The 25302-nt window shown below is 60.3% G+C and carries 25 protein-coding genes; 6 read left to right on the forward strand and 19 right to left on the reverse strand.

Annotation, left to right across the window (positions count from 1 at the left end; translation table 11 throughout):
• The first annotated feature begins 36 nt into the window (after positions 1 to 36).
• Entirely contained in the window at positions 37 to 813 is a 777-nt protein-coding gene (locus AB1462_RS27265) for an N-acetylmuramoyl-L-alanine amidase (RefSeq protein WP_259194656.1), read from the forward strand.
• Between the two features lie 8 nt (positions 814 to 821).
• Here AB1462_RS27265 and AB1462_RS27270 read toward each other — a convergent pair whose 3' ends face one another.
• Entirely contained in the window at positions 822 to 2609 is a 1788-nt protein-coding gene (locus AB1462_RS27270) for a KinB sensor domain-containing domain (RefSeq protein WP_090401253.1), read from the reverse strand.
• A 10-nt stretch (positions 2610 to 2619) separates the two neighbouring features.
• Complete coding sequence (algB, locus tag AB1462_RS27275; RefSeq protein ID WP_065926864.1) at positions 2620 to 3966, reverse strand: sigma-54-dependent response regulator transcription factor AlgB; 1347 nt, start codon at positions 3964 to 3966, stop codon at positions 2620 to 2622.
• A 389-nt stretch (positions 3967 to 4355) separates the two neighbouring features.
• On the opposite strand from algB, the gene AB1462_RS27280 reads away from it, so the two are divergent.
• The 5 genes from AB1462_RS27280 (at position 4356) to AB1462_RS27300 (ending at position 8754) form a co-directional block, all read left to right on the forward strand.
• The gene (locus tag AB1462_RS27280; RefSeq protein ID WP_065926887.1) at positions 4356 to 4655 is read left to right on the forward strand and encodes a hypothetical protein; all 300 of its coding nucleotides are present in this window, start codon (positions 4356 to 4358) and stop codon (positions 4653 to 4655) included.
• A gap of 81 nt (positions 4656 to 4736) precedes the next feature.
• A complete protein-coding gene (locus AB1462_RS27285; RefSeq protein WP_003170804.1) occupies positions 4737 to 4901 on the forward strand; it encodes a DUF1328 domain-containing protein in 165 nt (54 codons plus the stop codon).
• 2 nt (positions 4902 to 4903) lie between these two features.
• Positions 4904 to 5371 (forward strand): inhibitor of vertebrate lysozyme family protein, encoded by a 468-nt coding sequence (locus tag AB1462_RS27290; protein ID WP_065946470.1) that lies wholly within the window; start codon positions 4904 to 4906, stop codon positions 5369 to 5371.
• 727 nt (positions 5372 to 6098) lie between these two features.
• Positions 6099 to 7430, forward strand: coding sequence for a glutamate/aspartate:proton symporter GltP (gene gltP / locus AB1462_RS27295; RefSeq protein ID WP_090401252.1), 1332 nt, complete (start codon positions 6099 to 6101; stop codon positions 7428 to 7430).
• Positions 7431 to 7524: 94 nt separating this feature from the next.
• On the forward strand, positions 7525 to 8754 hold the full coding sequence (locus AB1462_RS27300; protein ID WP_090401251.1) for a nucleoside recognition domain-containing protein: 1230 nt from the start codon (positions 7525 to 7527) through the stop codon (positions 8752 to 8754).
• 93 nt (positions 8755 to 8847) lie between these two features.
• Here AB1462_RS27300 and AB1462_RS27305 read toward each other — a convergent pair whose 3' ends face one another.
• The 17 genes from AB1462_RS27305 to AB1462_RS27385 form a co-directional block, all read right to left on the reverse strand.
• On the reverse strand, positions 8848 to 9462 hold the full coding sequence (locus tag AB1462_RS27305; protein ID WP_367248458.1) for an ABC-type transport auxiliary lipoprotein family protein: 615 nt from the start codon (positions 9460 to 9462) through the stop codon (positions 8848 to 8850).
• Complete coding sequence (locus tag AB1462_RS27310) at positions 9459 to 10397, reverse strand: MlaD family protein (RefSeq protein WP_090401249.1); 939 nt, start codon at positions 10395 to 10397, stop codon at positions 9459 to 9461. The genes AB1462_RS27305 and AB1462_RS27310 overlap by 4 nt, the downstream gene beginning before the upstream one ends.
• 1 nt (position 10398) lies before the next feature.
• Positions 10399 to 11202, reverse strand: coding sequence for an ABC transporter ATP-binding protein (locus AB1462_RS27315; RefSeq protein WP_090401248.1), 804 nt, complete (start codon positions 11200 to 11202; stop codon positions 10399 to 10401).
• The gene (locus tag AB1462_RS27320) at positions 11199 to 12347 is read right to left on the reverse strand and encodes an ABC transporter permease (RefSeq protein ID WP_090401247.1); all 1149 of its coding nucleotides are present in this window, start codon (positions 12345 to 12347) and stop codon (positions 11199 to 11201) included. The genes AB1462_RS27315 and AB1462_RS27320 overlap by 4 nt, the downstream gene beginning before the upstream one ends.
• A gap of 54 nt (positions 12348 to 12401) precedes the next feature.
• Positions 12402 to 13433, reverse strand: coding sequence for a DUF5924 family protein (locus AB1462_RS27325; RefSeq protein WP_090401246.1), 1032 nt, complete (start codon positions 13431 to 13433; stop codon positions 12402 to 12404).
• A gap of 72 nt (positions 13434 to 13505) precedes the next feature.
• Positions 13506 to 14888, reverse strand: coding sequence for a M16 family metallopeptidase (locus AB1462_RS27330; protein ID WP_367248460.1), 1383 nt, complete (start codon positions 14886 to 14888; stop codon positions 13506 to 13508).
• Positions 14889 to 14945: 57 nt separating this feature from the next.
• Positions 14946 to 16604: a Na/Pi cotransporter family protein gene (locus AB1462_RS27335; RefSeq protein WP_090401244.1), complete on the reverse strand. Its 1659-nt coding sequence runs from the start codon at positions 16602 to 16604 to the stop codon at positions 14946 to 14948.
• 212 nt (positions 16605 to 16816) lie between these two features.
• Positions 16817 to 17584 (reverse strand): TerC family protein, encoded by a 768-nt coding sequence (locus AB1462_RS27340; protein WP_027608010.1) that lies wholly within the window; start codon positions 17582 to 17584, stop codon positions 16817 to 16819.
• A gap of 64 nt (positions 17585 to 17648) precedes the next feature.
• A complete protein-coding gene (locus AB1462_RS27345) occupies positions 17649 to 18956 on the reverse strand; it encodes a CitMHS family transporter (protein WP_053127258.1) in 1308 nt (435 codons plus the stop codon).
• A 282-nt stretch (positions 18957 to 19238) separates the two neighbouring features.
• Positions 19239 to 21200, reverse strand: a complete 1962-nt coding sequence (locus AB1462_RS27350; RefSeq protein ID WP_315338775.1) for a DUF4105 domain-containing protein — start codon at positions 21198 to 21200, stop codon at positions 19239 to 19241.
• Positions 21197 to 21517, reverse strand: coding sequence for a DUF2388 domain-containing protein (locus tag AB1462_RS27355; protein ID WP_027608008.1), 321 nt, complete (start codon positions 21515 to 21517; stop codon positions 21197 to 21199). Before AB1462_RS27355 ends, AB1462_RS27350 begins: the two co-directional genes overlap by 4 nt.
• Positions 21518 to 21543: 26 nt before the next feature.
• Positions 21544 to 21852 carry a DUF2388 domain-containing protein gene (locus AB1462_RS27360; RefSeq protein WP_090401242.1) on the reverse strand — a complete coding sequence of 103 codons (309 nt, stop codon included), beginning with the start codon at positions 21850 to 21852 and terminating at the stop codon, positions 21544 to 21546.
• Between the two features lie 105 nt (positions 21853 to 21957).
• Positions 21958 to 22278 (reverse strand): DUF2388 domain-containing protein, encoded by a 321-nt coding sequence (locus AB1462_RS27365; protein ID WP_090401241.1) that lies wholly within the window; start codon positions 22276 to 22278, stop codon positions 21958 to 21960.
• Between the two features lie 136 nt (positions 22279 to 22414).
• Positions 22415 to 22603 (reverse strand): DUF1127 domain-containing protein, encoded by a 189-nt coding sequence (locus tag AB1462_RS27370; RefSeq protein WP_259194662.1) that lies wholly within the window; start codon positions 22601 to 22603, stop codon positions 22415 to 22417.
• A 259-nt stretch (positions 22604 to 22862) separates the two neighbouring features.
• Positions 22863 to 23078: a DUF1127 domain-containing protein gene (locus tag AB1462_RS27375; RefSeq protein ID WP_003187413.1), complete on the reverse strand. Its 216-nt coding sequence runs from the start codon at positions 23076 to 23078 to the stop codon at positions 22863 to 22865.
• Between the two features lie 318 nt (positions 23079 to 23396).
• Positions 23397 to 24890, reverse strand: a complete 1494-nt coding sequence (locus AB1462_RS27380; protein ID WP_367248462.1) for an acetyl-CoA hydrolase/transferase family protein — start codon at positions 24888 to 24890, stop codon at positions 23397 to 23399.
• A 179-nt stretch (positions 24891 to 25069) separates the two neighbouring features.
• A partial coding sequence (locus tag AB1462_RS27385; RefSeq protein ID WP_367248464.1) for an NAD(P)(+) transhydrogenase (Re/Si-specific) subunit beta occupies positions 25070 to 25302 on the reverse strand: 233 nt, incomplete at its 5' end.

The following is a 25302-nucleotide window of genomic DNA, read 5'->3' on the forward strand; positions in this document are numbered from 1 at the left end:
TGTTGCATTATCGTCCTCAGCGTACTGTCTTCCGTCATGAAATCCTTGTACTTCGCCTTTGTATTTCTTCTGCTCGCCGGCTGCGCCAGTGGTCCGCGCCTGGACACCAGCCACCCCTCGGCGAACCACGACAACCGCGTGCAGTTCGTGGTCGTCCACTACACCTCCACCAATCTCGAACGTTCCCTGGCCCTGTTGACGCACGGCCAGGTCAGCGCGCATTACCTGATCAGTGACGACGCCGGCGCCACCATCTACAAGCTGGTGGATGAAGGCCAGCGTGCCTGGCATGCCGGCGAAAGCGAGTGGATGGGGCGTACCTGGCTCAATTCCAGCTCCATCGGCATCGAGATCGTAAACCCCGGCTACAAGGACACACCCACAGGCCGCTTGTGGTACCCGTACTCCGAGGCCCAAGTGAAATCGCTGGTGGTGTTGCTCAAGGACATCAGCAAGCGCAATGGCATCGACCCCAGGAACATCATCGGCCATAGCGATATTGCGCCCCTGCGCAAGCTCGACCCGGGGCCGCTGTTTCCCTGGAAGCGCCTTGCCGATGAAGGCCTGAGTGTGTGGCCGGATGCCCAGGCCGTGGCCCGCTTCCAGGTGCAGTACGCCGCTGAATTGCCGAGCATTACCTGGTTCCAGGAAGAGTTGGCGCTCCTTGGTTACCCGACACCTCAGACGGGTGAGTTGGATGTCGCCACGCGCCATGTGATCGCGGCGTTCCAGATGCGGTTCCGGCCATCGCTGTTTGATGGCATGCCGGATGCCGAAAGTGCTGCCATCTTGCGTGCCCTGAACCGGCGTTAAGCTCGTTCCTACAAGGGCAGCGCCATATAGAACTGAGTGCCCTGCCCCGGCCGTGAATACACCCCCATGCGGCCGCCATGCAACTGCACGATCTCCTTGCACAGCGCCAGCCCCAGGCCGGCGCCGCCCTTCTTGCGGCCAACCTGGACAAAGGGTTCGAAGATGCGTCCCTGTTGGCCATAAGCGATACCTTCGCCGTTGTCTTCGACGCTGATAATCACCCGTTCGCCATGACGTCGCGCCTGCAGGCGAATTTGCCCACCGTCGGCGGTATGCCGCAGGGCATTGCCCAACAGGTTGTCGAGTACCCGTTCCAATTGCGCCTGGTCGGCATATAGCCGTGGCAGGTCGGATTGGACTTCTACCAACAGTTCGATGTGTTGCGCATTGGCGGGCTCCACAAAGCGCGCACGGGCGTGTTCGAGCAGATCGGTCACGTCGCAGGGGCCCAAGGTGAGTTTCTGCAGGCCATTCTGGTAACGCGAGAAGTTGAGCAGGTCGTTGATCAACTGCATCAGACGCTGCATTTCTTCATTGACCGTATCCAGCAGGTCCGCTTCACGGGATTCCGGCGGGAACTTCGCGCGTTCACGGAACAGGCCGAACGCCATATGCATGCCGGTCACCGGCGTGCGCAGTTCATGGGAGGCGCGCAAGACGAATTCGCTGCGTACCCGTTCGAAGGCGCGCTGTTCGGTGACATCGTGCAGCACCATCACCGCCCCAAGGATATGTCCCTGGGTATGGCTGACGGGTGTGAGGCTGTAGGTCAGCAGGCGCAGCTCGCCCTCTACTTCGACTTCCAGGTCTTCCGGTGCGCGCTCCAGATTGCCGCCGCGCAACACCAGTTGCAGTTGTTCATCCAGCTCCGGGCGCACCAGCGCTTCGCCAAGGCCTTGGCCGAGGCGCTCCTCGTCCCAGCCCAATTGGCGTTGCGCAACGGGGTTGAGATGCTCCAGGCGGCCTTGGCGGTCAATCATCAGCAGGCCATCGTCGATGCTGTCGAGCACGGCTTGCAGGCGCTGCTGGCCGGCCAGCAGTTCGTCAACATTGGTTGCCTGATGCTGGCGCACCGCCTCCGCCATAAGCCCGAAGCGACGGGTCAACAGGTTCATTTCCGCTGCCGAAGAGATCGGTAGCGTCACTTCAAAATCACCCTGGCCGATCTTGTCCGCGGCTTTTGCCAGCGCTTCGATCGGCCCGCCAAATCGCCGGGCGATGCCATGGGCCGTGACAAATCCGATGATCAGCACTGCAAGGCCCACCAACCCCAGCAAGCCGGCGATCAGCAAGGCGCGCGCGCGGGATTTATGCTCGCTGTTGCTGATGTTTTCCAGGGCCTGCTTATGTTCGGCAATCAGCCCGTTGCGCAGCGCATTGAAGGCTTCGGTGAGTTTTTCCTTGCTGCCCGGTGGTGGCGACGCTTGCTGGGATTGCTCGAATGCGTCCAGCAGGTTCTGGTATTGGGTTCGCGCCTGGCTGAAACCGTGGCTATGACCGTCGCGTTGCTCATGGGCGATGCCTTGGTCAAGCAGGTCGAAGTAACGTTGCTTGGAGCTTTGCAATGCCTGCGGATCGGGGCGATGTTCCAGCATCATGAGCAATTGGTCGCCCAGGCTTTGGCGCAGTTTGAGCCCCAGGTCCAGCGTGACGAAGTTGCTGCGAATCAGGGACTCCTGGGTCTTGGCCATTTGCATGACGCTGACCAGACCCAGGATCAGACCCAACAGGGCGACGGTAATCAGCGCTGAGATACTCAGGAACAACCGAGTGCGCAGTTTCATCGCGAGTTTCATAAGGTGCAGCTCACAGGTTGTACTGTTTGCGTTTGCGGTACAGGGTCGACGCGTCGATGCCGAGCGTGCGGGCCGCCTGGTCCAGGGTGTCGCTGGTGGCCAGTACGGCGCCGATATGGGCTTTCTCCAGCTCGTCCAGGCTCAGCGCCGCGCCAATGCGTGGGGCGTTATTGGTCGGTTGCTCGGCCATGCCGAGGTGGATGATTTCGACCTTTTCCTGTGGGCAGATGATGCTGGCGCGTTCCACCACGTTGCGCAGTTCGCGGATATTGCCGGGCCAGCGATAGTTGAGCAGGGCTTCGCGTGCTTGATCACTGAAGCCACGCGCCGGGCGGGCGTATTCCTTGACGAAGCGCGCCAGGAAGCGGTCTGCCAGGGTGAGGATGTCTTCACTGCGCTCGCGCAGCGGTGGCAGGTGCAAGGTGATGACATTCAGGCGGTACAGCAGGTCTTCACGGAAGCGGCCATCGCGCACCATGTCTTCCAGGTTCAGGTTGGTGGCGGCCAGGATACGTACATCGGCACGCCGGGTGACCGGGTCGCCCACGCGCTCATATTCCTTGTCCTGGATAAATCGCAGCAACTTGGGTTGCAGTGTGAGGGGAAAGTCGCCGATCTCGTCGAGAAACAGCGTACCGCCGTCCGCCTGGTTGACCCGGCCCAACGTGCTCTCACTGGCACCGGTAAAGGCGCCACGGCTATGGCCGAACAGCTCGCTTTCCATCAGTTCTGCCGTCAGCGACGGACAGTTGATGGTCACGCAGGATTTCTTCGAGCGCTTGCTCCAGCCGTGAATGGCCCGGGCCAATTCGCCTTTACCCGTGCCGGATTCGCCGAGGATCAGGATATTGGCATCGGTGCCCGCCACTTGGCGTGCGGTTTCCAGCACAACCATCATCGACGGGCTATGGGAATCGAGGCCGTCCTTCTGCTGGCGGACGGCGCCCTCCAATGCTTCCAGGCGTGCGGAAAGCTGGCGCACTTCCAGCTGTTTGGCGGTGGCCAGGCGAAGTTGGTCGGGGCTGCAAGGCTTGACCAGGTAGTCGGCGGCACCCGCCTGGATCGCGTCCACGGCGGTATCGACGGCGGAATGGGCGGTGACGATCACCACACGCATCCACGGCGCCTGGATCCGCATCTGGGCCAACACATCCAGGCCATTGTCTTCACCCAGGCGCAGGTCCAGGAAGCACAGGTCGAACACCTGGCGTTGCATCAGGGCATCGGCCTGGGCGGCGCTGTTGGCGGTGGCGACGGTGTAGCCTTCATCTTCCAGGCAATAACGGAAGGTGCGGAGGATCGCGGACTCGTCATCCACTAAAAGAATACGGCCTTGAAGTTCCTTGGCTGATTCCATCTGTCCCGCGCTCCTTAACTATGAATGATGGTGTTTAGTCCCGGAATAATCGGGCAAGTTGCATGGTTTATTCTGATCGATAAAAAGCAACGTCGTGCAGCTATCTGCAAGTCTTCCTACAAAGCCCCGTCTGATGGCGTTTTCATGCCGTCTTGCCACTTCGGCAACTCAACCCGCGCATTCGATCCTTTGACCCGACCGCTGGCCATCGTGCATTTCGCACGGCCTGTAGCGGTGGATCGTGCAGGATGCTGCGCCGCCAGTTGAGCCTTAATTTATAAGCTATTGATTTTAATGGTTTTTATTTTGTAAAAAAGCTGGCATGCGCTCTGCAATACCTCTCTCAAGAGCGTCATGAACGAATAATCAGAATGCGGGAGAAAAGCAGCATGACTCGCCAACACCTCAGCCAACTGCGTGTATCGCCACTGCGTATGCAACAGGGGCTGTTTGCCAGCCTGGCCCTGATGGTCACGCTGATTGCAGGCCAGCAGATGCAACATTGGCAGCAGAGTCAGCCCCAAGCCCCGCAATTCGAACGTCCGGTAATGACCCAGACCCATTTCAGTTCCATTGAGAGCCGTGCCGTCGGGAGCGTTTCTGCCGATGTGACCGCCAAGCAATTGAGAGTGGCCGATCAGGACTCCACCCTGGGCGAGCTGCCAACCCAAGAGCGTTGGGTGTTCTAGGCAAAAACGTCGGACGCTTGTGTTGAGCGCCTGAACGGCATCACAGCTGTTACCTTTTATAGAAGCGTAAGGAGAATCACCATGTTGAGTTGGGCAATCACATTTCTGATCATCGCCATTGTGGCCGCAGTCCTGGGCTTCGGTGGTATCGCGGGCACCGCCACGGGTATCGCCAAGATTCTGTTTGTGGTCTTCCTGGTGATGTTCATTGCTTCGTTCTTCTTTGGTCGTCGCGGCCGAGGCTGAAAATGACCACTTTGTCCCTCAAAGCGATTGCTGCCGCTGTGCTCTTGGGCGGCAGCGGCTTCGCGATGGCCGCCAATGACGGTCAGTCGCGGGCCAACGAACTGCTCAGCGCGGATCCGCAGTACCGCGAGACCTGGCAAGGCGTGGTGAAGAAAGAAGAGCGCCTGCCGGAATGGGTCTTGAACCTGTCGGGCACGGCCGAGCAGATGAATGCCGTGGAAGAAGATGGCGATAAGTACTTGGTGGGGCCGCTCTGCGAAACTGCGGATACGTGCCTTAACAAGCGCCTGATCGTGGCCTTCAGCCTCGACAAGGAAGATGCCTACGCCATGTTGGTGGAAGTCCCTGCCGGTTTGCCGGCGGACAAGTCTCCGACGCGGCATGCCGATTACCGGTTTATCGGTAAGCCGGACGAAGGCATGCAGAAGCTGCTGATGGAGCAGCTGAAGAAAGATCCGAATTGGTACTAGGTTGCGTCTGACGGGTCTGTCGTCTGCGCGATCAGCGTCCATAGAAAGAAGCCCCTCGCTTCTTTCTGTCTGCATCCCCCGCCAAGGGGGATGCATGACCAGGGGGCCGGGTTGTTCTGATCAATTGAGATCGGCGTGACCTACGGGCACAGGGAGTGCCTGCGCAAGGGCCAGGTCAGGTGAAAAGCTGCGACGCAGGTTCACAAGCCCACGGCTTGCTGAACTTGCGGCGGGCTTATCACTCTCATTCCCGCCTCGTATGCCGCCCATAGCTGCAAATTCCCCTTTCGCCTGTTACCAACCATTACTTGGTGTGTCAGGGCGACCATCTATCGAGAAAGTTTTGCTCGCGCTATAGGACGTTTCCGACGCTCGACGGCAGAGCTCTCGGGTATTTCTGCCATCCTCCCCAAGACGTTCAGAATCTCTGCGCGAGCCTGAACTGGCCGGTTCACGGCATATTCACCGGACAAAATGTCACATTTGAACTGACCGTTCGGACAGTTATTATGAAAAAAAGTCATGCCGATTCGGCATGGGGTAGGCGTTTACGGCATTAGACGTCGTCCCCTTGCATGGGAATAGTTGCGCCTTTTTTCGCCTGCCAGTAAGCCATTTCGGCCACGCTGCGGTGACCTTTCATGGAGGCAGATGCACACACTTTTTCGCTTTCGAGCGTTCCAGCTGGCGCATTTGCCTTAAGTTCACTTGAAGTAAGGGTAATGACATGAAGAAGGCAAAGCTAAGCCTCGCCTGGCAGATCCTCATCGGTTTGGTGCTGGGGATTGCAATCGGTGCAGTGCTCAACCATTTCAGCGCTGAAAAGGCCTGGTGGATCAGCAATGTGTTGCAGCCAGCGGGCGATATCTTTATCCGCCTGATCAAGATGATCGTGATCCCGATTGTGATTTCCTCACTGATCGTCGGCATTGCCGGTGTTGGTGACGCGAAAAAGCTCGGGCGTATCGGCGTCAAAACCATTCTTTACTTCGAAGTGGTCACCACCATCGCTATCGTGGTCGGGCTACTGCTGGCCAACCTGTTCCATCCGGGCGCAGGCATCGACATGAGTACCCTGGGTACCGTCGATATATCCAAGTACCAGGCGACCGCCGCCGAGGTGCAGCATGAGCATGCGTTCATCCAGACCATCCTCAACCTGATCCCGTCTAACATCTTCGCCGCTGTAGCCCGTGGCGAGATGCTGCCGATCATCTTCTTCTCGGTGCTGTTTGGCCTGGGCTTGTCGAGCCTCAAGCCGGAGCTGCGCGAGCCGCTGGTGACCATGTTCCAGGGCGTGTCCGAGAGTATGTTCAAAGTCACCCACATGATCATGAAGTACGCCCCCATCGGCGTATTCGCGCTGATTGCGGTGACCGTGGCCAACTTCGGCTTCGCCTCGCTGCTGCCGCTGGCCAAGCTGGTTATCCTGGTTTACGTCGCCATCCTGTTCTTCGCCTTTGCGGTGCTGGGCCTGATCGCCCGCCTGTTTGGCTTCTCGATCCTCAAGCTGATGCGCATCTTCAAGGACGAGCTGGTGCTGGCCTACTCCACCGCCAGTTCCGAGACTGTTCTGCCGCGTGTGATCGAGAAGATGGAAGCCTACGGCGCGCCAAAGGCCATCTGCAGCTTCGTGGTACCGACCGGCTACTCGTTCAATCTCGACGGTTCGACCCTGTACCAGAGCATCGCGGCGATCTTTATCGCCCAGCTGTATGGCATCGACTTGTCGATCGGCCAGCAATTGATGCTGGTATTGACCCTGATGGTCACTTCCAAAGGCATCGCCGGTGTGCCGGGCGTGTCCTTCGTGGTGCTGCTGGCCACCCTGGGCAGCGTCGGCATCCCGCTGGAAGGCTTGGCGTTCATCGCCGGTGTCGACCGCATCATGGACATGGCCCGTACCGCACTGAACGTGATCGGCAACGCCTTGGCCGTGCTGGTCATCTCCCGTTGGGAAGGCATGTACGACGACGCCAAGGGCGAGCGCTACTGGAACTCCCTGCCGCACTGGCGCACCAAGCAGGCGCTGCCGGCCGGTGAAGTCAGCCGCGGCTGATAACGGCTGAACAAAACAAACCCCGGGAAATCCGGGGTTTGTCGTTTCTGTCAGCCCCGCTATCATTCGCCCCATCTTTCGGGGGATTCAACTGATGCTCAATGGCCTGTGGCTTGGCTTCTTTGTCGTGGCAATGGTGTCAGCACTGGCGCAATGGCTGGTCGGCGGTAACGCCGGGATTTTTGCGGCGATGGTTGAAAGCATTTTCGCCATGGCCAAATTGTCGGTGGAAGTGATGGTGCTGCTGTTCGGCACCCTGACGTTATGGCTGGGCTTTTTGCGTATCGCCGAAAAAGCCGGGATTGTCGAATGGCTGGCCAAGGCCCTTGGCCCGCTGTTCTTGCGCTTGATGCCGGAAGTGCCGGCCGGTCACCCCGCTATCGGCCTGATCACCCTTAACTTTGCCGCCAACGGCTTGGGCCTGGATAACGCAGCAACACCTATCGGCCTGAAGGCCATGAAGGCACTGCAAGAACTCAATCCCATCCCGAACACGGCGACTAACGCGCAGATCCTGTTCCTGGTGCTCAATGCATCCTCCCTGACCCTGTTGCCGGTGACGATCTTCATGTATCGCGCCCAGCAAGGTGCGCCCGATCCGACGCTGGTATTCCTGCCGATCCTGCTGGCCACCAGTGCGTCCACATTGGTGGGCCTGCTGTCGGTGGCGGTGATGCAGCGCCTGCGGCTGTGGGACCCGGTGGTGCTCGCCTACCTGATTCCCGGCGCATTGGTACTGGGTGGGTTCATGGCCCTGCTGGCGACCCTCTCGGCCACCGCATTGGCCGGGCTGTCGTCGATCCTCGGCAACCTGACGTTGTTCGGCCTGATCATGCTGTTCCTGCTGATCGGTGCATTGCGCAAGGTGAAGGTGTACGAGGCGTTTGTCGAAGGGGCCAAGGAAGGTTTCGATGTCGCCAAGAACCTGTTGCCGTACCTGGTGGCGATGTTGTGTGCGGTGGGCGTATTACGTGCCTCCGGCGCGCTGGATCTGGGCCTCGAAGGTATTCGCCATGTGGTGGCCTGGACCGGCATGGACACGCGTTTTGTCGACGCCCTGCCGACCGCAATGGTCAAGCCATTCTCCGGCAGCGCGGCCCGGGCGATGTTGATCGAGACCATGCAGACCCAGGGTGTGGACAGCTTCCCGGCGTTGGTGGCGGCGACGATTCAGGGCAGTACGGAAACCACCTTTTATGTGTTGGCGGTGTACTTCGGCTCGGTGGGCATCCAGCGGGCGCGGCATGCCGTAGGGTGCGCGTTGCTGGCTGAATTTGCCGGTGTGGTGGCGGCGATTGCGGTGTGCTACTGGTTCTTTGGCTGAGGCTTGGATTGCTATCGGGAGCAAGCCCCCTCCCACATGTTGATCTGTGAATACACTCAAAATGTGGGAGGGGGCTTGCCCCCGATGAGGCCCTCAGCGTTTCCCCGCCCCGTTGCCCTGCTGAACAACCCACTCCACCACCTGCCTGTTCAACTGATCTCCCGCCAACCCAAACCCGGCCACCACCGCCGGCACTTTGGTATCAGTCACCGGCTGGTGCACTTCAAACCGCCGGCTGGCAATAATCCGCTGATCACTCCCACGCACCAGGCGTGCGTCGAGGCGGATCACCACCTCTACCGCACTGCCGCGGTACTCACTCTGAAACGCCTGCAACTGCCCGCCCAGCTCATAGTCGGCCTGCAGGTTGGTGTCGTCGGTGCTCAACAGCGTCACGCGCCCATCACCTTGGAAACCGTCCATCAGGCGATTACGCAACAGCACCGGCGCCGGGTCGCTCCAGCGTGAGTTCGCATAGCTGCTGATCAAATCGCCGTTGGGCACCACGGCGATGCGCGCGCTGTCGAGAAACTCACTGGTCTGCGGCTTGGCCAGACGCAGCGACCAGCTGACCGGCGCTCCCTGCTGGTTGACGGCCTGGGCCGAGGGCAGTCGGTACACGTCCGACGGATCCGCCTTGGGCAGGATCGAGCATGCGCTGATCAGCGCCAGGGCCACAGGGGCGATCATTTGGTAAGCACGCTTCATGGCGTGAACTCCTTGTTCTTGTCGCTGCCCAGCAGGTAACCGCTGGGGTTGGCTTCCAGGCGGCGGGAGATGGCGCGCAGTGAGCCGAGGGTTTCGCGCAGTTCACGCACCGCCGGCGCCAGTTCGTTGAGGCCCTGCATGCCGCTGTTCACCGAGTCCTTGTTGTTGGTCAGCAAGGTATTGATGGTGGCGGTGCTTTGCTCAAGGGATTTCATCGCCTGTTCGGCGCTGCCAAAGGCCTGTTTGCCTTGATCGTTGAGCAAACCGTTGGCATTACGCATCAGCACCGTGGTCTGCTCCAGGGCGGCGCTGGCCTGTTTGCTCACCTGCATCAGTTGCTGCATCACCACCTTGATGTCGCCGCGCTGATCGGCAATGGCACCGGTGGTTTGCTGCAGGTTGTCCAGGGTTTTACTGATGCGGTCGACGTTTTCCGCAGAGAACATGTCATTGGCGTTGTGCAGCAGCAGGTTGATGCTGGTCATCAGGTCGTTGCTGTTATTCAGCAACCGCGCGATAGGCGATGGCGAGGCGATGATCTCCGGCAGGTTGCCGTCCTTGCCCTTGAGCTCCGGGCTTTGCGGGGTGCCGCCGCTGAGTTGGATGATCGACGTGCCGGTGATGCCGGTCAGCGCGAGTTTGGCCTGGGTGTCTTCCTTGATCGGCGTCTGGCCGGCCAGGCGGATGCGCGCGAGTACGCGGCGCGGGTCCTTGGGGTCCAGGCGCAGGCTGATGACATCGCCCACCTTGATCCCGCTGTACTGCACCGAGCTGCCCTGGGACAGGCCGCTGACCGCCTCGTTGAAGATCACTTCGTAATCCTGGAAGGCGCTGTCGACGCTGGATTTGGCCAGCCACAGGCCAAACAGCATCGCGCCGACCACCACGATCACGCTGAACAGACCGATCATCACATGATGGGCTCGGGTTTCCATGTCATACCTCGTTGAGCGGTTGAGCGGCATCCAATGCCGCGCGGCCTCGGGGGCCGTGGAAATATTCGTGAATCCAGGCGTCGTTCGTTTCCGAGACGACATCGATGGCATCGGCCACCAGCACCTTCTTCTGCGCCAGCACCGCCACACGGTCGGTGATGGTGTAGAGCGTGTCCAGGTCATGGGTGACCAGGAACACGCTCAAGCCCAGCGCGTCACGCAGGGTCAGGATCAGTTGATCGAATTGCGCCGCACCAATCGGGTCGAGGCCGGCGGTGGGTTCGTCGAGAAACAGGATGTCCGGGTCTAGCGCCAGCGCGCGTGCCAGGGCTGCGCGCTTGATCATGCCGCCGGACAATGACGCGGGGTATTTGTCGGCCGCTGACAGCGGCAGCCCGGCCAACGCCAGCTTTACCGCAGCCAGGTGCTCGGCATCACGGCGGCTGAGCCCTGCATGTTCGATCAGCGGCAGCGCCACGTTCTCGGTCACCGTCAGCGAGGAAAACAGCGCGCCCTTCTGGAACAGTACGCCAAAGCGCCGTTCCACCAGCGAGCGCTCATGTTCCGGCAAGCTCGGCAGGTTCTTACCGAACACCCGCACTTCGCCTTCACTGGGCCGGCGCAGGCCGACGATGCTGCGCAGCAGCACCGACTTGCCGCTGCCGGAGCCGCCGACCACCGCAAGGATCTCGCCCTTGTATAAATCCAGGTCGAGATTCTCGTGCACGCGCTGGCTGCCAAAGCGATTGCACAGGCCACGCACTTCAATCACCGCCTCGGTGGGCGCACGGTGTAGACGACTCACCAGCCCATCTCCATGAAGAACAACGCGGCAACCGCGTCCAGCACGATCACCACAAAGATCGATTGCACCACGCTGGAGGTGGTGTGGGCGCCGACCGATTCGGCGCTGCCGCTGACCTTGAAGCCTTCCAGACAACCGATGGCGGCGATCAGGAAGGCGAAGAAGGGGGCTTTTACCATGCCGACCAGGAAGTGCTGCACGCCAATGTCCGATTGCAACAGCGAGAGGAACATCGCCGGCGAGATGTCCAGGGCCACGGCGCAGACCACGCCGCCGCCAACGATCCCCGCCAGCATCGCCATAAACGTCAGCATCGGCAGCGCCACCAGCAACGCCAGCACGCGCGGCAACACCAGCAATTCCATCGGGTCCAGGCCCAGGGTGCGGATGGCGTCGATTTCTTCATTGGCTTTCATCGAGCCGATTTGCGCGGTAAAGGCGCTGGCGGTACGGCCGGCGATCAGGATGGCGGTGAGCAATACGCCGAATTCCCGTAGGAAGGAGAACGCCACCAGGTCGACGGTGAAAATAGTCGCGCCAAAACTCTTGAGCACCGTAGCGCCGAGGAACGCCACCACGGCGCCCACCAGAAAGGTCAGCAAGGCGACGATGGGCGCGGCGTCGAGGCCGACCTGCTCAAGGTGAGCGACCATCGGCGTCACGCGCCAGCGCTTGGGCCGGAAAATGCCCCGGGCGAAGGTTTCTAGGATCAGGCCGATAAAGCCCAGCAATTGCTTGCTGTCTTGCCAGACCTTGTCCACGGCCCCGCCGATACGCGCCAGCACCTGAATGCCGGTGGCTTCTTCCGGTGCTTTGTCCGGCACGCAAAAATCGTTGAGGGAGCGGTAGACGGTCTTGAGCAGCGCGCGGTCGGCGGCGGACAGGCTGCAGTCGGTCTGCTCGGCGGATTGTTCGATACGGGTGGGCCCCAGCAGCTCCACCAGCAGTGAGGCACCGGCGGTATCCAGGGCGCCGAGGCCATTGAGGTCGATGCGCGCGCCGGCGTCGTATTGGCCGTCGAGCTTGTCCGACAGCTTCTTCAGGTTTGCGTAGTGGGCAAGCGTCCAGTCCCCTGTAATCCGCAGTAACGGGGGAGCGGTGGACGTATCGAGGTGGGCTGCGCCGGCCGTGGTACTACTGGTCATAAGCTCCGAGCTTGTTTGGCTATCCACAATTCCTACGTAATAGCACGATCCTGCCTACTTTGGGTTGTCGGTTTGTGCTGTGTCCGTCACTTTAAAACGCAGCACGCCGATCACCTGGCCGTCCTCCGTCAACACCTGGACTTGCCAGCGCCCTACCGCTTCGGGCGGGAAGTTCTGCTTGTGGGTCCAGGCGCGGTAGCCTTCCTTGCGCCCGCCGTGGATGTCCAGAGCGATGCGGTCGACCTCTTTGCCGTTGAATTTCCACACGTGGTAGATGCGCTCGTCCAGGCCGCGCGGCGCGTTGATCGCGGTGTAGGCGTAGAGCCCGGTGCTGCGCAGTTGGCTGGCGTTGACCTCCTTGAGATCGTCGCCTGGGGTGCGGTCCTGCAACTGGGTGCTGATCGCCACTTCGGTCATCCACAAGGTGGCTGGCGGTACCCAACTGCGCAGGAACCACCCCGCACAACCAATGGCGGCCGTCACCCCGAGCAACATCGCCCAGCCTTTGAGGCTGCGCAGCGGTAGGCTCACTGCCAGGCTTGGAATCGACAAGGCCATGGCCACGCCGAGGGCGAGTTTGTAACTTTCGGCCGTAGTCAGGTGCAGGATGATTGGCAACGCAGTGAGCAGCGCGGCGAACAAGGTCAGGGTGTGCAACGCGAGGAACAGCGAGCGCTTGGGTGCCAGCCATTTGTAGTACAGCGGGTCGACGATCGACACCAGCGCGGCCGCGCCGAGTAGGCCGGTGAACACGGATTGGCCGCTGTTCCAGGCAGTGGTGACGAAAAAGAACGGCAGCACAAAGAACAGACTTTCCTGGTGGATCATCTGGGTCGCGTAGCGCAGCAGGGGTTCGGGTATCTCGCGTTTGAAGACTTTGGTGAACAGCTGGGTAAAGCTGTTTTCCAGCATCAGCCACAGCCAGCTCACCAGCATGATCACTGCGATCCAACTGGCCATGCCCTGCTGGCGATCCACCAGGATGAAGCTGCACACACCCGAGATAAAACCGCCGAGTGCTATCACCCCTGGGTAGCGCTTCATCAGTTCAAGGATGCGGGTGATTAAGCGGGTCAGGTTTTGCATTCGGCGGTTCGCAGTCTTTATAGGAAAAAATCCCAGACAGAATAACGTCTTAGCCCAGGGTTCGGTGCCTCATTACGCGATCCGTTTGCGATAACTGCGCACGCCGATCAACGCAATCGCAATCAGCCCGAGCACGCCGGCGCCGATCCAGCTGAGCATGTCGTAACTCAACAGCGGTTTCTCGATGCGCCAGTAACTCGGTTGCTTTAGTAACTCGCGCATGGCCTGGCCGGTCTGCTCCAGGCTCACGGCCTTGATGCGTTTGACCGGGTCGCTGAAGTGGCCATTGTCATAATCGCCTGAGGCGCTCCAGTAATAATCGGCCAGCGCGCTGTTGCCCTGCACGGCCCAGGCCTGGCGGGCGATGGCGGCCTGTTTCAGGCGGGCAAATACCGTTGGGTCAAGGCCGTCCTTGAGCAGTTGCGCCTTGAGGTCTTGCAACACCTGCTCGGCTTCGGCGAGGTTGTCCCGCTCCAGGTCGGCATTCAGGCTGAGGAAGCCAACGCCGCCGAGCACTTCGCGCTCGCTCCAGGGGCCGTAGGACAACCCATGCTTGAGGCGTAGTTGGCGGTACAACGCCCAGTCCAGGTAATCCTTGAGCAGGTCGTAGGTTTCATCATGCTGGTCGTCCAGCACCGGCTCGGGGAACAGCCAGTGCAGTTTGGCACTGTCACCCACCCAGCCGTGGATCAGGTCGCGGTGGCTGGCGGCGGCGTGCTGGATTTGCGGCAGCGCCGGATGCTCGCTGGGTTCGATCGGGTCCAGTTGGCCGTAGGTGCGTTCCAGGTAGGCGGGCAGCAGTTTGTCGAGGTCGCCGACGATGATCAGGGTCATGTTGTTGGGGGCGTACCAATTTTTGCGTAGCGCCTCCAGTTGATCGCGGGTCAGGTGATCGACCTCGGCGCGTTCGGCGCATTTGAGCCCCAGCTCCACCGCCAACTGATTACTGGCGGTGTGGCCCAGGTCCTGGCGGTCGAGCAGGCGTTGCAGGTGAGAGTAATGGCCGCCGTCTTCGCGTTCGACCACCCGCTTGGCCGCGTTGATATTGGCGTCGGTCAACTCGGTGCGAGTGATGATCGCCAGCAGCAGGTCCAGCACCTTGCGCTGGTTTTGCGCGGGCGCCTCGATCACAAAGGTGGTGTCGGCGTTGCTGGTGTAGGCGTTCCATTCACCACCCAGGGCCTGCATGCGGTCTTCCAGCTCGCCTTCGCCGCCGCCGTCTAGGCCGCTGAACAGCAAGTGTTCGAGCAGGTGCGGCAGTTCCTTTTCTTCGCAACTGAAGTCGTCCAGGCCTACGCCGACAACCAGGCGAATCGCCACATGGCCACGTTCGGTGCCCGGTTTAAGCAACAATTGCAGGCCGTTGGGCAAGGTGTAGCCCTCGACCTGCAGGCGGTCAAAGGCGAAGACGTGGGCAGAACCCATGAGCAGGCAAGCGAACAACAGGCGACGCATAACTAGCTTCCTGGCGAGTGAGGTCAGCTTTAACTGACTTCACGGGCCATCGTACGTTCAGGGCGAATGTGTGATGTCGGCAATATCTTCGGCGGAGAGTGCGCCGGTGTCGGACGTTTCCAAGACTACATAAGCACTGCTGCAAAACAACGAGTTCAAGCGTTTCATATCGGCAATCAGCTCCAGATGCAGCGAGCTGGTCTCCAGGCTCTGCACGATCTTGCGTTGCAGGCGGCTGACGTGAGCGTGGGCCAGGCGGCGCTCCTGGGCGCGGAAGCGGCGTTTTTCACGCAGCAATTGGCGGGCGCTTTCCGGGTCGGCACTGAGGAATACCGATAGCCCCAGGCGCAGGTTGGCGATCAACTGGCTGTGCAGGCCGGTGAGTTCTTCCAGGCCGACTTCGGAGAATTGGCGACGCTGCGAGGTTTTCTGCTGCTGGACTTTGCGCAGCATGCGCTCGATCAGGTCACCGGCCAGTTTCAGGTTTATCGACAGCTCGATGATTTCCGCCCAGCGGCGGCTGTCCTGTTCGCTGAGGTCTTCGCGGGGCATTTGCGCCAGGTAGAGTTTGATCGCGCTGTAGAGTGCCTCGACGTCATCGCTGAGGCTGCGCATTTCCTGGGTGATGGCGGTTTGTTTGCCGCGCAGCACTTCCTGCATGGCGGTGAGCATGTTGTCGATCAGATCACCCAGGCGCAGGGTTTCCCGTGCGGCGTTGGCCAGCGCCAGACTCGGCGTGGTCAGGGCTGTGAGGTCCAGGTGGCGCGGTTTGGCCTTGCCGTTGACCTCATCCCGCTCCGGCAGCAACCAGGCGCACAGCTTGGCCATCGGACTGATAGTGGGCAGCAGGATCAGGCAGCGGCTGACGTTGTAGAGCAGGTGAAAGGTGATGACCATGCCTTGTGCGCTGTAGTCCAGGCCGTCCATCCACAGCACCAGCGGGTCAAGCACCGGAATGATCAGCAGCAGGCCGATCAGTTTGTACAGCAGGCTGCCCAGCGCGACCTGGCGACCGGCGGCGTTCTGCATGCTGGTGCTTAGGAAGGCCAGCACACCGCTGCCAATGTTGGCGCCGATCACCAGGCCGATGGCCACGTGCAAGCCGATCACCCCGGCGCCGGCCAGGGTGGCGGTCAGTAGGACGGCAGCGAGGCTGGAGTAGGAAATCATCGCGAACAAGGCGCCGACCAGGGCATCGAGCAAAATGTCGCCGGTCAGCGAGGCGAACAGTACTTTCACGCCCTGCGCGTGGGTAATCGGCCCGGCGGCTTCGACGATCAATTGCAGCGCGAGAATGATCAGCCCGAGGCCGATCCCGACCCTGCCCAACTGCCCTGCCCGCGTCTGTTTGCGCGACAGGAAGAAGATCACCCCAAGAAAGATCAGCAACGGCGACAGCCAGGACAGGTCGAACGTCAGCACCCGCGCCATCAGCGCGGTACCGACGTCGGCGCCGAGCATGGTCGCCAGGGCGGGCATCAGCCCCATCAGGCCCTGGCCGACAAAGGACGTCACCAGCATCGCCGTGGCGTTGCTGCTCTGCACCATGGCGGTCACCAGGATCCCGGCGACAAATGCCAGCCAGCGCTTGGACATGTTCTGCCCGATGACCTGACGCAGGTTGGAACCGTAGACCCGCAGGATGCCGGTACGGACGATGTGCGTGCCCCAGATAAGCAGGGTCACGGCGGAAAGCAGATTGAGCAAGGTCAGCATGCTCGGCCCCCCGTGTGGGTGCGCTCCAACAGGAGCGAAGGAAAGTTGCCGCGTGCCGTTCTACGTCTTGTAGTTAAGCTGTAGTTGGCGAATGGGCTCGGCGCCAGCATCGCATAGCTAAAGTGGGGATTGAAACAAAACTGTCATGAAATCAACTTTTTGCGGATGAAAAAAAGGGGCTTATAAAAGCCCCTTTTTTGTCTGGCTCGGGTTTATTGACCCGGAATATCCTTGCGCAGTTTCACAGGGTCCTGCTGTTTCTTCTTTTTCGCGATGGCGGTACGCATCTTGATGTTGACCGCTTCCACCGCCAGCGAGAACGCCATGGCGAAGTAGACGTAGCCTTTTGGCACGTGCACATCGAAGGATTCGGCGATCAGCACGGTACCCACCACCAGCAGGAACGACAGCGCCAGCATCTTCAACGACGGGTGCTTGTCGATAAAGTCGCTGATGGTGCCGGCAGCCAGCATCATCACCAGTACCGCAACGATGATCGCGGCAACCATGACGGGTACATGGGAGACCATGCCCACGGCGGTGATCACCGAGTCCAGGGAGAACACGATGTCGATGATCGCGATCTGGATGATGGTGTAGATGAACTTGCCACCGGCGCCCTTGGGTTCGTCGTGGGTTTCGTCTTCGCCTTCCAGAGCGTGGTACATCTCCTGGGAGCTTTTCCACAGCAGGAACAGGCCACCGAAGAACAGGATCAGGTCGCGGCCGGAAATGCCTTGGCCGAAGACCACGAACAGATCGTCGGTCAGGCGCATGACCCAGGTGATCGACAACAGCAACAGGATGCGCGTGACCATGGCCAGGGCCAGGCCGAAGATCCGGGTGCGTGCCTGCATATGCTTGGGCATGCGGCTGACCAGGATCGAAATCATGATGATGTTATCGATGCCCAGGACGATCTCGAGGGCCGTCAGGGTGAAGAAGGCAATCCAGATTTCCGGATTGGTCAGCCATTCCATGTGTATTCCTTTGAGCAAGTGTTAAACCGCGCCGGCAGATAGGTCGGCGCAGTGGGTTGTACGATTATAGAGTGCTGAATAGAGGAAAAATCCCCATCAGCAATGCGGCGAACATTATGCACAGGCACACCAGCACTGCCCACTTCAGGGTGAAGCGCTGGTGATCGCCAAATTCGATACCGGCCAGGGCCACCAGCAGGTAGGTCGACGGTACCAGCGGGCTTAGCAAGTGCACGGGCTGACCAACGATGGACGCGCGGGCCATTTCCACGGCGGTGATGCCGTAGTGGCTGGCGGCTTCAGCCAGTACTGGCAGTACGCCGTAGTAGAACGCATCGTTGGACATGAAGAAGGTGAACGGCATGCTCACCAGCGCGGTGATCACCGCCAGGTAAGGGCCCATGGCTTCCGGAATGACGGCCAGCAGGCTCTTGGACATGGCATCGACCATGCCGGTGCCCGACAGGATACCGGTGAAGATCCCTGCGGCGAAGATCAACCCCACCACGGCCAATACGCTGCCGGCGTGGGCGGCGACGCGGTCTTTCTGCTGTTGCAGGCACGGGTAGTTGACGATCATGGCAATACTGAATGCCACCATGAACAGCACCGGCAGCGGCAACAAGCCGGCGATCAGCGTGCACATCAGGGCCAGGGTCAGGGCGCCGTTGAACCAGATCAGCTTCGGACGGCGGGCATCCGGGTATTGCGACACGCTGATTTCGCTGTGGTCGATCTCGTCGACTTGCAGGTGCAGTTCACCCAGGCGCGCACGTTCGCGCTTGCCGTACATGTAGGCAATCACCAGGATCGCGACCACACCGGCGGCCATCGCCGGGATCATCGGTACGAAAATATCCGAGGGGTCCACGTGCAGCGCACTGGCGGCGCGGGCGGTCGGGCCACCCCAGGGCGTCATGTTCATCACGCCACCAGCGAGGATGATCAGGCCGGCCATGATCCGCGGGCTCATGCCGATGCGCTGGTACAGCGGCAGCATGGCGGCCACGCAGATCATGTAAGTGGTGGCGCCGTCACCGTCGAGGGACACCACCAGGGCCAGCACGGCGGTGCCGACCGATACCTTCAGCGGATCGCCCTTGACCATCTTGAGGATCTTGCGCACGGCCGGGTCGAACAGGCCGGAGTCGATCATCAGGGCAAAGTAGAGGATGGCGAACATCAGCATCACGCCGGTGGGCGCGAGCTTGGTGATGCCTTCGAGCATCATCGGGCCGATCTTCGGTGCGAAACCGCCGAACAGCGCGAACAGGATAGGCACGATGATCAGGGCGATCAGCGCGGACAGGCGCTTGGTCATGATCAGGAACATGAACGTGATGACCATGGCAAAGCCAAGGAAAGTCAGCATAGGAATACTCCAGGCGTAGCGCGGCTAGGGAATGGCGAACCGGGGTGGGTCAGCGCAGAACGAAAGGCACGAGGCGTACGGGTGGAGTTGGGACGAACAGGCGGGTACGGACGGACATCGGGGATCACCATTGTTGTTGTGTACAGCCGGTCTGTTGCCGGCAGTTGGAGGCGATCCTAGACGCGTAAGCTTTCAGCCAGCTTTCGTTGGCAAAACAGTTGGTGGTGGGAAGATGCACGGTCTTCAGACGTACACATTTCAAATGTGTTTATCCCGGGTACGTCAGGGCAGCTCAAGGCCGCCCGCTGCTTTGTGCAGTTTGCGCAGGTGTTCACCGACCTGCTTCAGGTTGGCTTCGCACGCCGCAATCTCAGCCGCGCGGGACGGTTCCAGCAGCGCCCTCACCTCTTTATCCAGCTCGCCGGTAAGCGATTGCAACTGCTTCTGGCGCTCGGCGCTTTCCGATTCCAGGCGCTTGGCTTCCGAAGGTTGCGGCAGACCGTAGCCGCCGCTGCCGAGCAATTCCGCCGGGCGGCTGAGGAAGCCACTGTTGGCGAGGATCTGCTGCAGTGTGGCGTTGGCTTTCTCCATGCCGCCGTTTTTCAGCTCGCGTGCACCGAGGTAACGTTGTTTGACTTCGTCCTGGGCCAGCATCAGCTGTTTGCGAAAGCTCGCTTGCTCCAGCAGCAGCAGTGCGGCGCTGGTGCGCAGGTCGGCCTGGTCGAACCACTGGCGGCGCTGTTCGGCACTGAGAGACAGCCAGTCTTCAACCTGGGTCTGTTTGATCGGCAAGTGTTTGCGCAGCACGTCGAACATCGCCTGGTAGCGTTCGCGGAAGGAGTCGAAGTGATACCCCAGGCGCATGGCCTCGCGTTTGTCGTTGAGTACGCTGGTATCCGCCAGGCCACGGGCTTGCAGCACTTCCAGCAGGCCGTTGGGGGTGATGTTGTCCAGGCCGGTCAGTTGCGGGTTGGCGCTGCCGCTGCGCAGCAGCTTCAGGCTTTCGACCGCGCAGTTGTTGGACAGGAAGTAATAGTTGCCGTCATAGCTCCAGTGCATTTCAGCGGCGTGCTCGACGGTGTTGTTGATCTCTTGGCGCGACAGTTTCAAGGGCACGGACGCCAGGCCGCGTAGTTCGGTCTTGGTGTATTCGTCGATCACCTGAGCCAATGGCAACACGAACAGCCGTGACGGGTACTTGCCCACCAGGCCATCCCAGCTGGACAACTGTACGTCACCGACGAACGCCCGGTAGGACAGCACGAGGTGCTGGTCCAGGTCGAGCCGGCAGTCCGGCCCACGGGGTCGGCCCGGCGCGCAGATCACCAGGCGCAGCATACTGTGGCCCCAGCGGCTTACCAAGTTCTGGTTGGCTTCGGCCAGCAGGTAGTCGATCTCGTAGACCCGCTCCGGGTCGACGTGGCCCAACGGTGTCTTGGCAAAATCATTGCCGGCGTTGAGAAACGCGTAGGTCTTGGCGCAAGTGTCTTGTTCGGGCGGGGCCCAGCCGAAGTGTTCCTTGTAATAGCGGAACAGCGCGGGGCGCCGGCAGGCATAGCTTGGGTCGAGGAGGAAATACTCCATATTGACGGCTACGAATTCCAGCGGATTGGTGGTTTCGTAGATGTCCGGGCTGCGCGCGACCTGACGGTTGTGTTGTTCGCGTTCACCGCGACGGCCGACATATTGCGGCCAGCCCGCCAGGTCCAGCAGGCGCGGGTCATCGCTGAGGGTGAAGCGCCGGTCATTCTGGCCACGGCATTGATCGGGCAGGCCGATCAGGCCAGTGATGTTGTTCTGGCGGCTGCAACGCTGGATCAGTGCGCGTTCGTCTTTGGACCAGAGGCGTGCACGGTCATAGATGTGGGTCAGTTCATGCAGCACGGTGGCGAGCATTTCCCGGCGCACGGTGCCGTGGGGGCGATTGGTTTTCTGGGTGGCGGCGCTGCCGTCGGTCAGGCTGGCCAGGAGGTTGCGGTTGAGGTCCAGTTCCGACACCAGGGAGGCCTGGCCGTAAGCGTTTTCGGGCATCTTGTCGGTCCAGCCGACATCGATGCGCCGGTCCAACTGCTCGATAAAGCGCGGCGGCAATGCGCGCATCGCTTCATCAAGCAATGCCTGGCTGGCCTGCTGTTCGGCCGGGCTCAAGCCTTCTGGCTTGAGCCGCAGTTGCAGGCTGGCCTGAGCTGCGCTGGCACACAGCAGCACAGTCCCGGCCAGGAGCCAGGCGACAAGGCGCCTCACAGAGCGAGAATAGCTTCGGCGAGGGTCTGGTCACTGGCATCGCGCGCTTCCGGCAGGCGGGTGCGCAGGGTGTCGAAGGCCGCTTCCAACTGTGCGCCACGAATCTCGCCGTTGGTGGCGACGAAACTGGCCGCGTCATCGTGGGCTTCGCGCACGACTTTGGAGTCGCGGATGGAGGTGGTGGTGTCCGAGGTGAAATCAATGGTGCGGCCAGAGGCGCGAACAATGATGTTACTGGTGGCCACCAAGGTATGCGCCTGGGCAACGTCGGCCAACAACAGCAGGCCAAGGGTGGCGGCGATCAGCGGGCTACGCATGGAATGACTCCGAAATACAAAGATGATTATTGGACGAGAATTGCTTGCGCCAGTTCAAGGTCACTGGCGTTAAGTTTTGGTTGGGTGCGGCGCAGATATTCCAGTGCGGATTCCAGCCGTGCGCCCCGCCATTGGCCGTCAGTGGCGATAAATGCAGCGGCATCATCCTGGGCGGCCACGACTACTTTCCGGTCGAAAGGCGCGGAAGTCACCTTGCTGGTGGCGTACGCACTCGCGACGGTGCTTTGGATGGTCAGGTCAAAGGCCGAAGCCAGTGGCGACCAACTGGCGCAAAACAACACAGGGACTATTAGCAGGCGGTATGAAAAAGCCATGGGACTCGACAACTGAAAGCGAGCGCCAAGGCTAGCGTAATGCCCGGGCGAGAGCCAGCGCGACGGCATCAGGGAGCGACGGGCGCTCCCTTTGTGTCAGCGCGCTCAAATGGCCAGGATGGCCTGGGCCAGCTGTGCGTCAGTGGCAGTATGCAGTTGTGGCGCTTGTTGGCGGATCTGGGCCAGCGCGCTTTCCAGCTTCACACCGCGGATGGCACCTTCGCTGGCGACGAAGCTGGCTGCGTCGTCACGGGCGGCGCGCACGACTTTGTTATCCCGCAGGGACGAAGTGGCATCGGAGGTGGCGTCGGAAGTTGCCTTCAGTGCGCCGACTATGGAGTCGGTGGTCACGATGAAGCTGGTCGCGCTGGCGTTGGTGGCCAGGGCCAACAGGGTTGCAGCGCTGAGCAGGCGAATACGGGACATGGGGTGACTCCTCTAGATGAACGAATAAGGTGGAGCGGGGCAACCATTGGGGATCAGACGTCTGTTCTAAACGGTTCGCCACGTTATGGCTGGATATTAAGCCGCTGTTTATCCGTTCGGAAAGCTTCTTGACTGTCTAGTCTCGCCAGAATGGCTTGGACAGCTCGGCCATTCGGTCTCCCGTGCTGATACCGACATCGGAGAGTTCTCGAAGATCAAGCTGCGCCAGTTGGCGTCGTTCGTAGGCGTGGCGTATCCATTTGGCCAGTGTGGAAACTGTCCGGCGTAACAGCCGTTTACATAGAGAAGGAGGTTGGGTATCCATGGTGAGCGCCTTTCATGAGGTCCTGGAACACCATGGTGGGCGAGTTGCTTTGACCGTTACAGATACACCAACACTTAATTGTACTGCTTAACTGTTATATTTTTTAAACTGTACCTGTCTGGATCAACGGCTTCTGTTTGGCCTGGAAAAAGGCAGCTCTGGAAACAACAAAGCCCGCCTCCGGTCTCCCGGGGCGGGCTTTGTTTTGACAAATCAGTGCTGGCAGTGGACCCGGTGGGTCAGGGCCAGCGGGCGCCAATTAGCGCCAGAACGGCTTGCTCAGCTCTTCGTAGCGTTGAGCTTCGCTGATACCAGCGTCAGCCAGCAGACGCGAATCCAGACGAGCCAGTTGGTGGCGGCTGGAGATGCGGCGCTGCCACAACATCAGGTTGGCGAGAACGCGCAAAGGCAGGGAAGCCTGGGTGTTTACAGCTTTTTCTTCGAAGAACAGTTCGGAACTGAGTGTACGTTCCATGATGACATCCTTCCGCTTGTGGCGGGATTAGGTAGTGGTTTAACTGATGCCAATGATCCTCTTCCGACGCAACACTCTCTAGATACAGTTCACCTGTATTGTGAGGGGGCAGTTAACTGTTTATAGGTGCTGTACTGTACGTAAATGGGGCAACTGTACCTGTGCGCACTGAAACGGTGCGAAATTGGTATTTTATGATGCTGGCATGGGAGTTTTCGGTAGGAAATGACCGGTACAGCAGTACAGTTTTTTCAAGAAGTCAGGGTTGTGCAATCGAGCTGACGAAACTGTGTTTGCATCAGCTCGGATCTGTATCAATCAAGCCTTGAGCATATGCCCGGTTTCTTCCAGGTTAATGTGCCAACTCAGTGCTTCGCGCAGGATGTGTGGGGTGTGCCCGCCGATAGCGCAGGCCGCGTTGAAGTAACTGTTCAGCGTATCGCGGTACGCCGGATGCACACAGTTGTCGATGATCACGCGGGCCCGCTCCCGTGGCGCCAGGCCACGCAGGTCGGCGAGGCCTATTTCGGTGACCAGGATGTCGACGTCATGCTCGGTGTGGTCCACATGGCTGACCATTGGCACCACGCTGGAAATCGCGCCGCCCTTGGCAATCGACTTGGTGACGAAGATCGCCAGGTGCGCGTTGCGGGCGAAGTCGCCGGAACCGCCAATCCCGTTCATCATCCGCGTGCCGCAGATGTGGGTGGAGTTGACGTTGCCGTAGATGTCGAACTCCAGCGCGGTGTTGATGCCGATAATGCCCAGGCGCCGCACCACTTCAGGGTGATTGGAGATTTCCTGCGGGCGCAGCACCAGCTTGTCTTTGTAGTGCTCCAGGTTACCGAACACGTCGGTATTGCGCCGCTCCGACAAAGTGATCGAGCTGCCCGAGGCGAAGCTCAGCTTGCCGGCGTCGATCAGGTCGAACGTCGAGTCCTGCAACACTTCCGAATACATGGTCAGGTCTTCGAACGGCGAATCGATCAGGCCGCACATCACTGCGTTGGCAATGTTGCCGATACCGGCCTGCAGCGGGCCCAGCTTGTTGGTCATGCGCCCGGCGTCCACTTCCTGCTTGAGGAAGTTGATCAAGTGGTTGGCGATGCCCTGGGTGTCGCTGTCGGGTGGCGTCACGGTGGAGGCTGAGTCGGCCTGATTGGTGATCACGATGGCGACGATCTTCTCCGGCGGGATCGGGATCGCGGTGCTGCCGATGCGGTCGTCGACCTTTACCAGCGGGATCGGCGTACGGGTTGGCCGATACGTCGGGATATAGATGTCGTGCAGCCCTTCCAGGTTCGGGTTGTGCGCCAGGTTGATCTCGACGATCACTTGCTTGGCGAAAATCGCGAAGCTGGCGGAGTTACCCACGGACGTGGTGGGCACGATATGGCCTTGTTCGGTGATCGCAACGGCCTCGATGACGGCAATGTCCGGCAGCTTGAGCTGGTTGTTGCGCAGTTGCTCGACGGTTTCCGACAGGTGCTGATCGATAAACATCACTTCGCCGGCGTTGATTGCCTTGCGCAAGGTGCTATCGACCTGGAACGGCATGCGTCGGGACAGCACGCCGGCTTCGGTCAGTTGCTTGTCCAGGTCGTTACCCAGGCTGGCACCGGTCATCAGGGTGATTTTCAGCGGGGACGTCTTGGCGCGCTCGGCCAGGGCGTGGGGGACGGCCTTGGCTTCACCGGCTCGGGTGAAGCCGCTCATGCCGACGGTCATGCCGTCCTCGATCAGTGCGGCGGCGTCTGCCGCGCTCATGACCTTGTTCAACAACGAAGGCAAGCGGATACGATCACGGTACATGAATTGTTATCTCAGGCTACGGAAGCAAGGTGGGCAGTGTAGTGATTTCAAAAAATTTCGGCCCGCTACCATGGTCGAATGCGGGGCAGCGATTTAGAGCCTTTGGTCGGGTTTCATGGGGTAATAAAAAACCCCAGCCTACAGGAGGCCGGGGTTTGGAGTATTGCGCTGAAGCAGTGTTACTCGACGGCCTTGACCATGTCTTCGATGACCTTCTTCGCATCACCAAAGACCATCATGGTCTTGTCGAGATAGAACAGCTCGTTATCCAGCCCGGCATAACCGCTGGCCATCGAGCGCTTGTTGACAATGATGGTCTTCGCCTTGAACGCTTCCAGGATCGGCATGCCGGCAATCGGCGAATTGGGGTCGTTCTTCGCGGCCGGGTTGACCACGTCGTTCGCGCCCAGCA

Source organism: Pseudomonas sp. SB113 (genome assembly GCF_040754745.1).
Lineage (GTDB): Bacteria > Pseudomonadota > Gammaproteobacteria > Pseudomonadales > Pseudomonadaceae > Aquipseudomonas > Aquipseudomonas grimontii.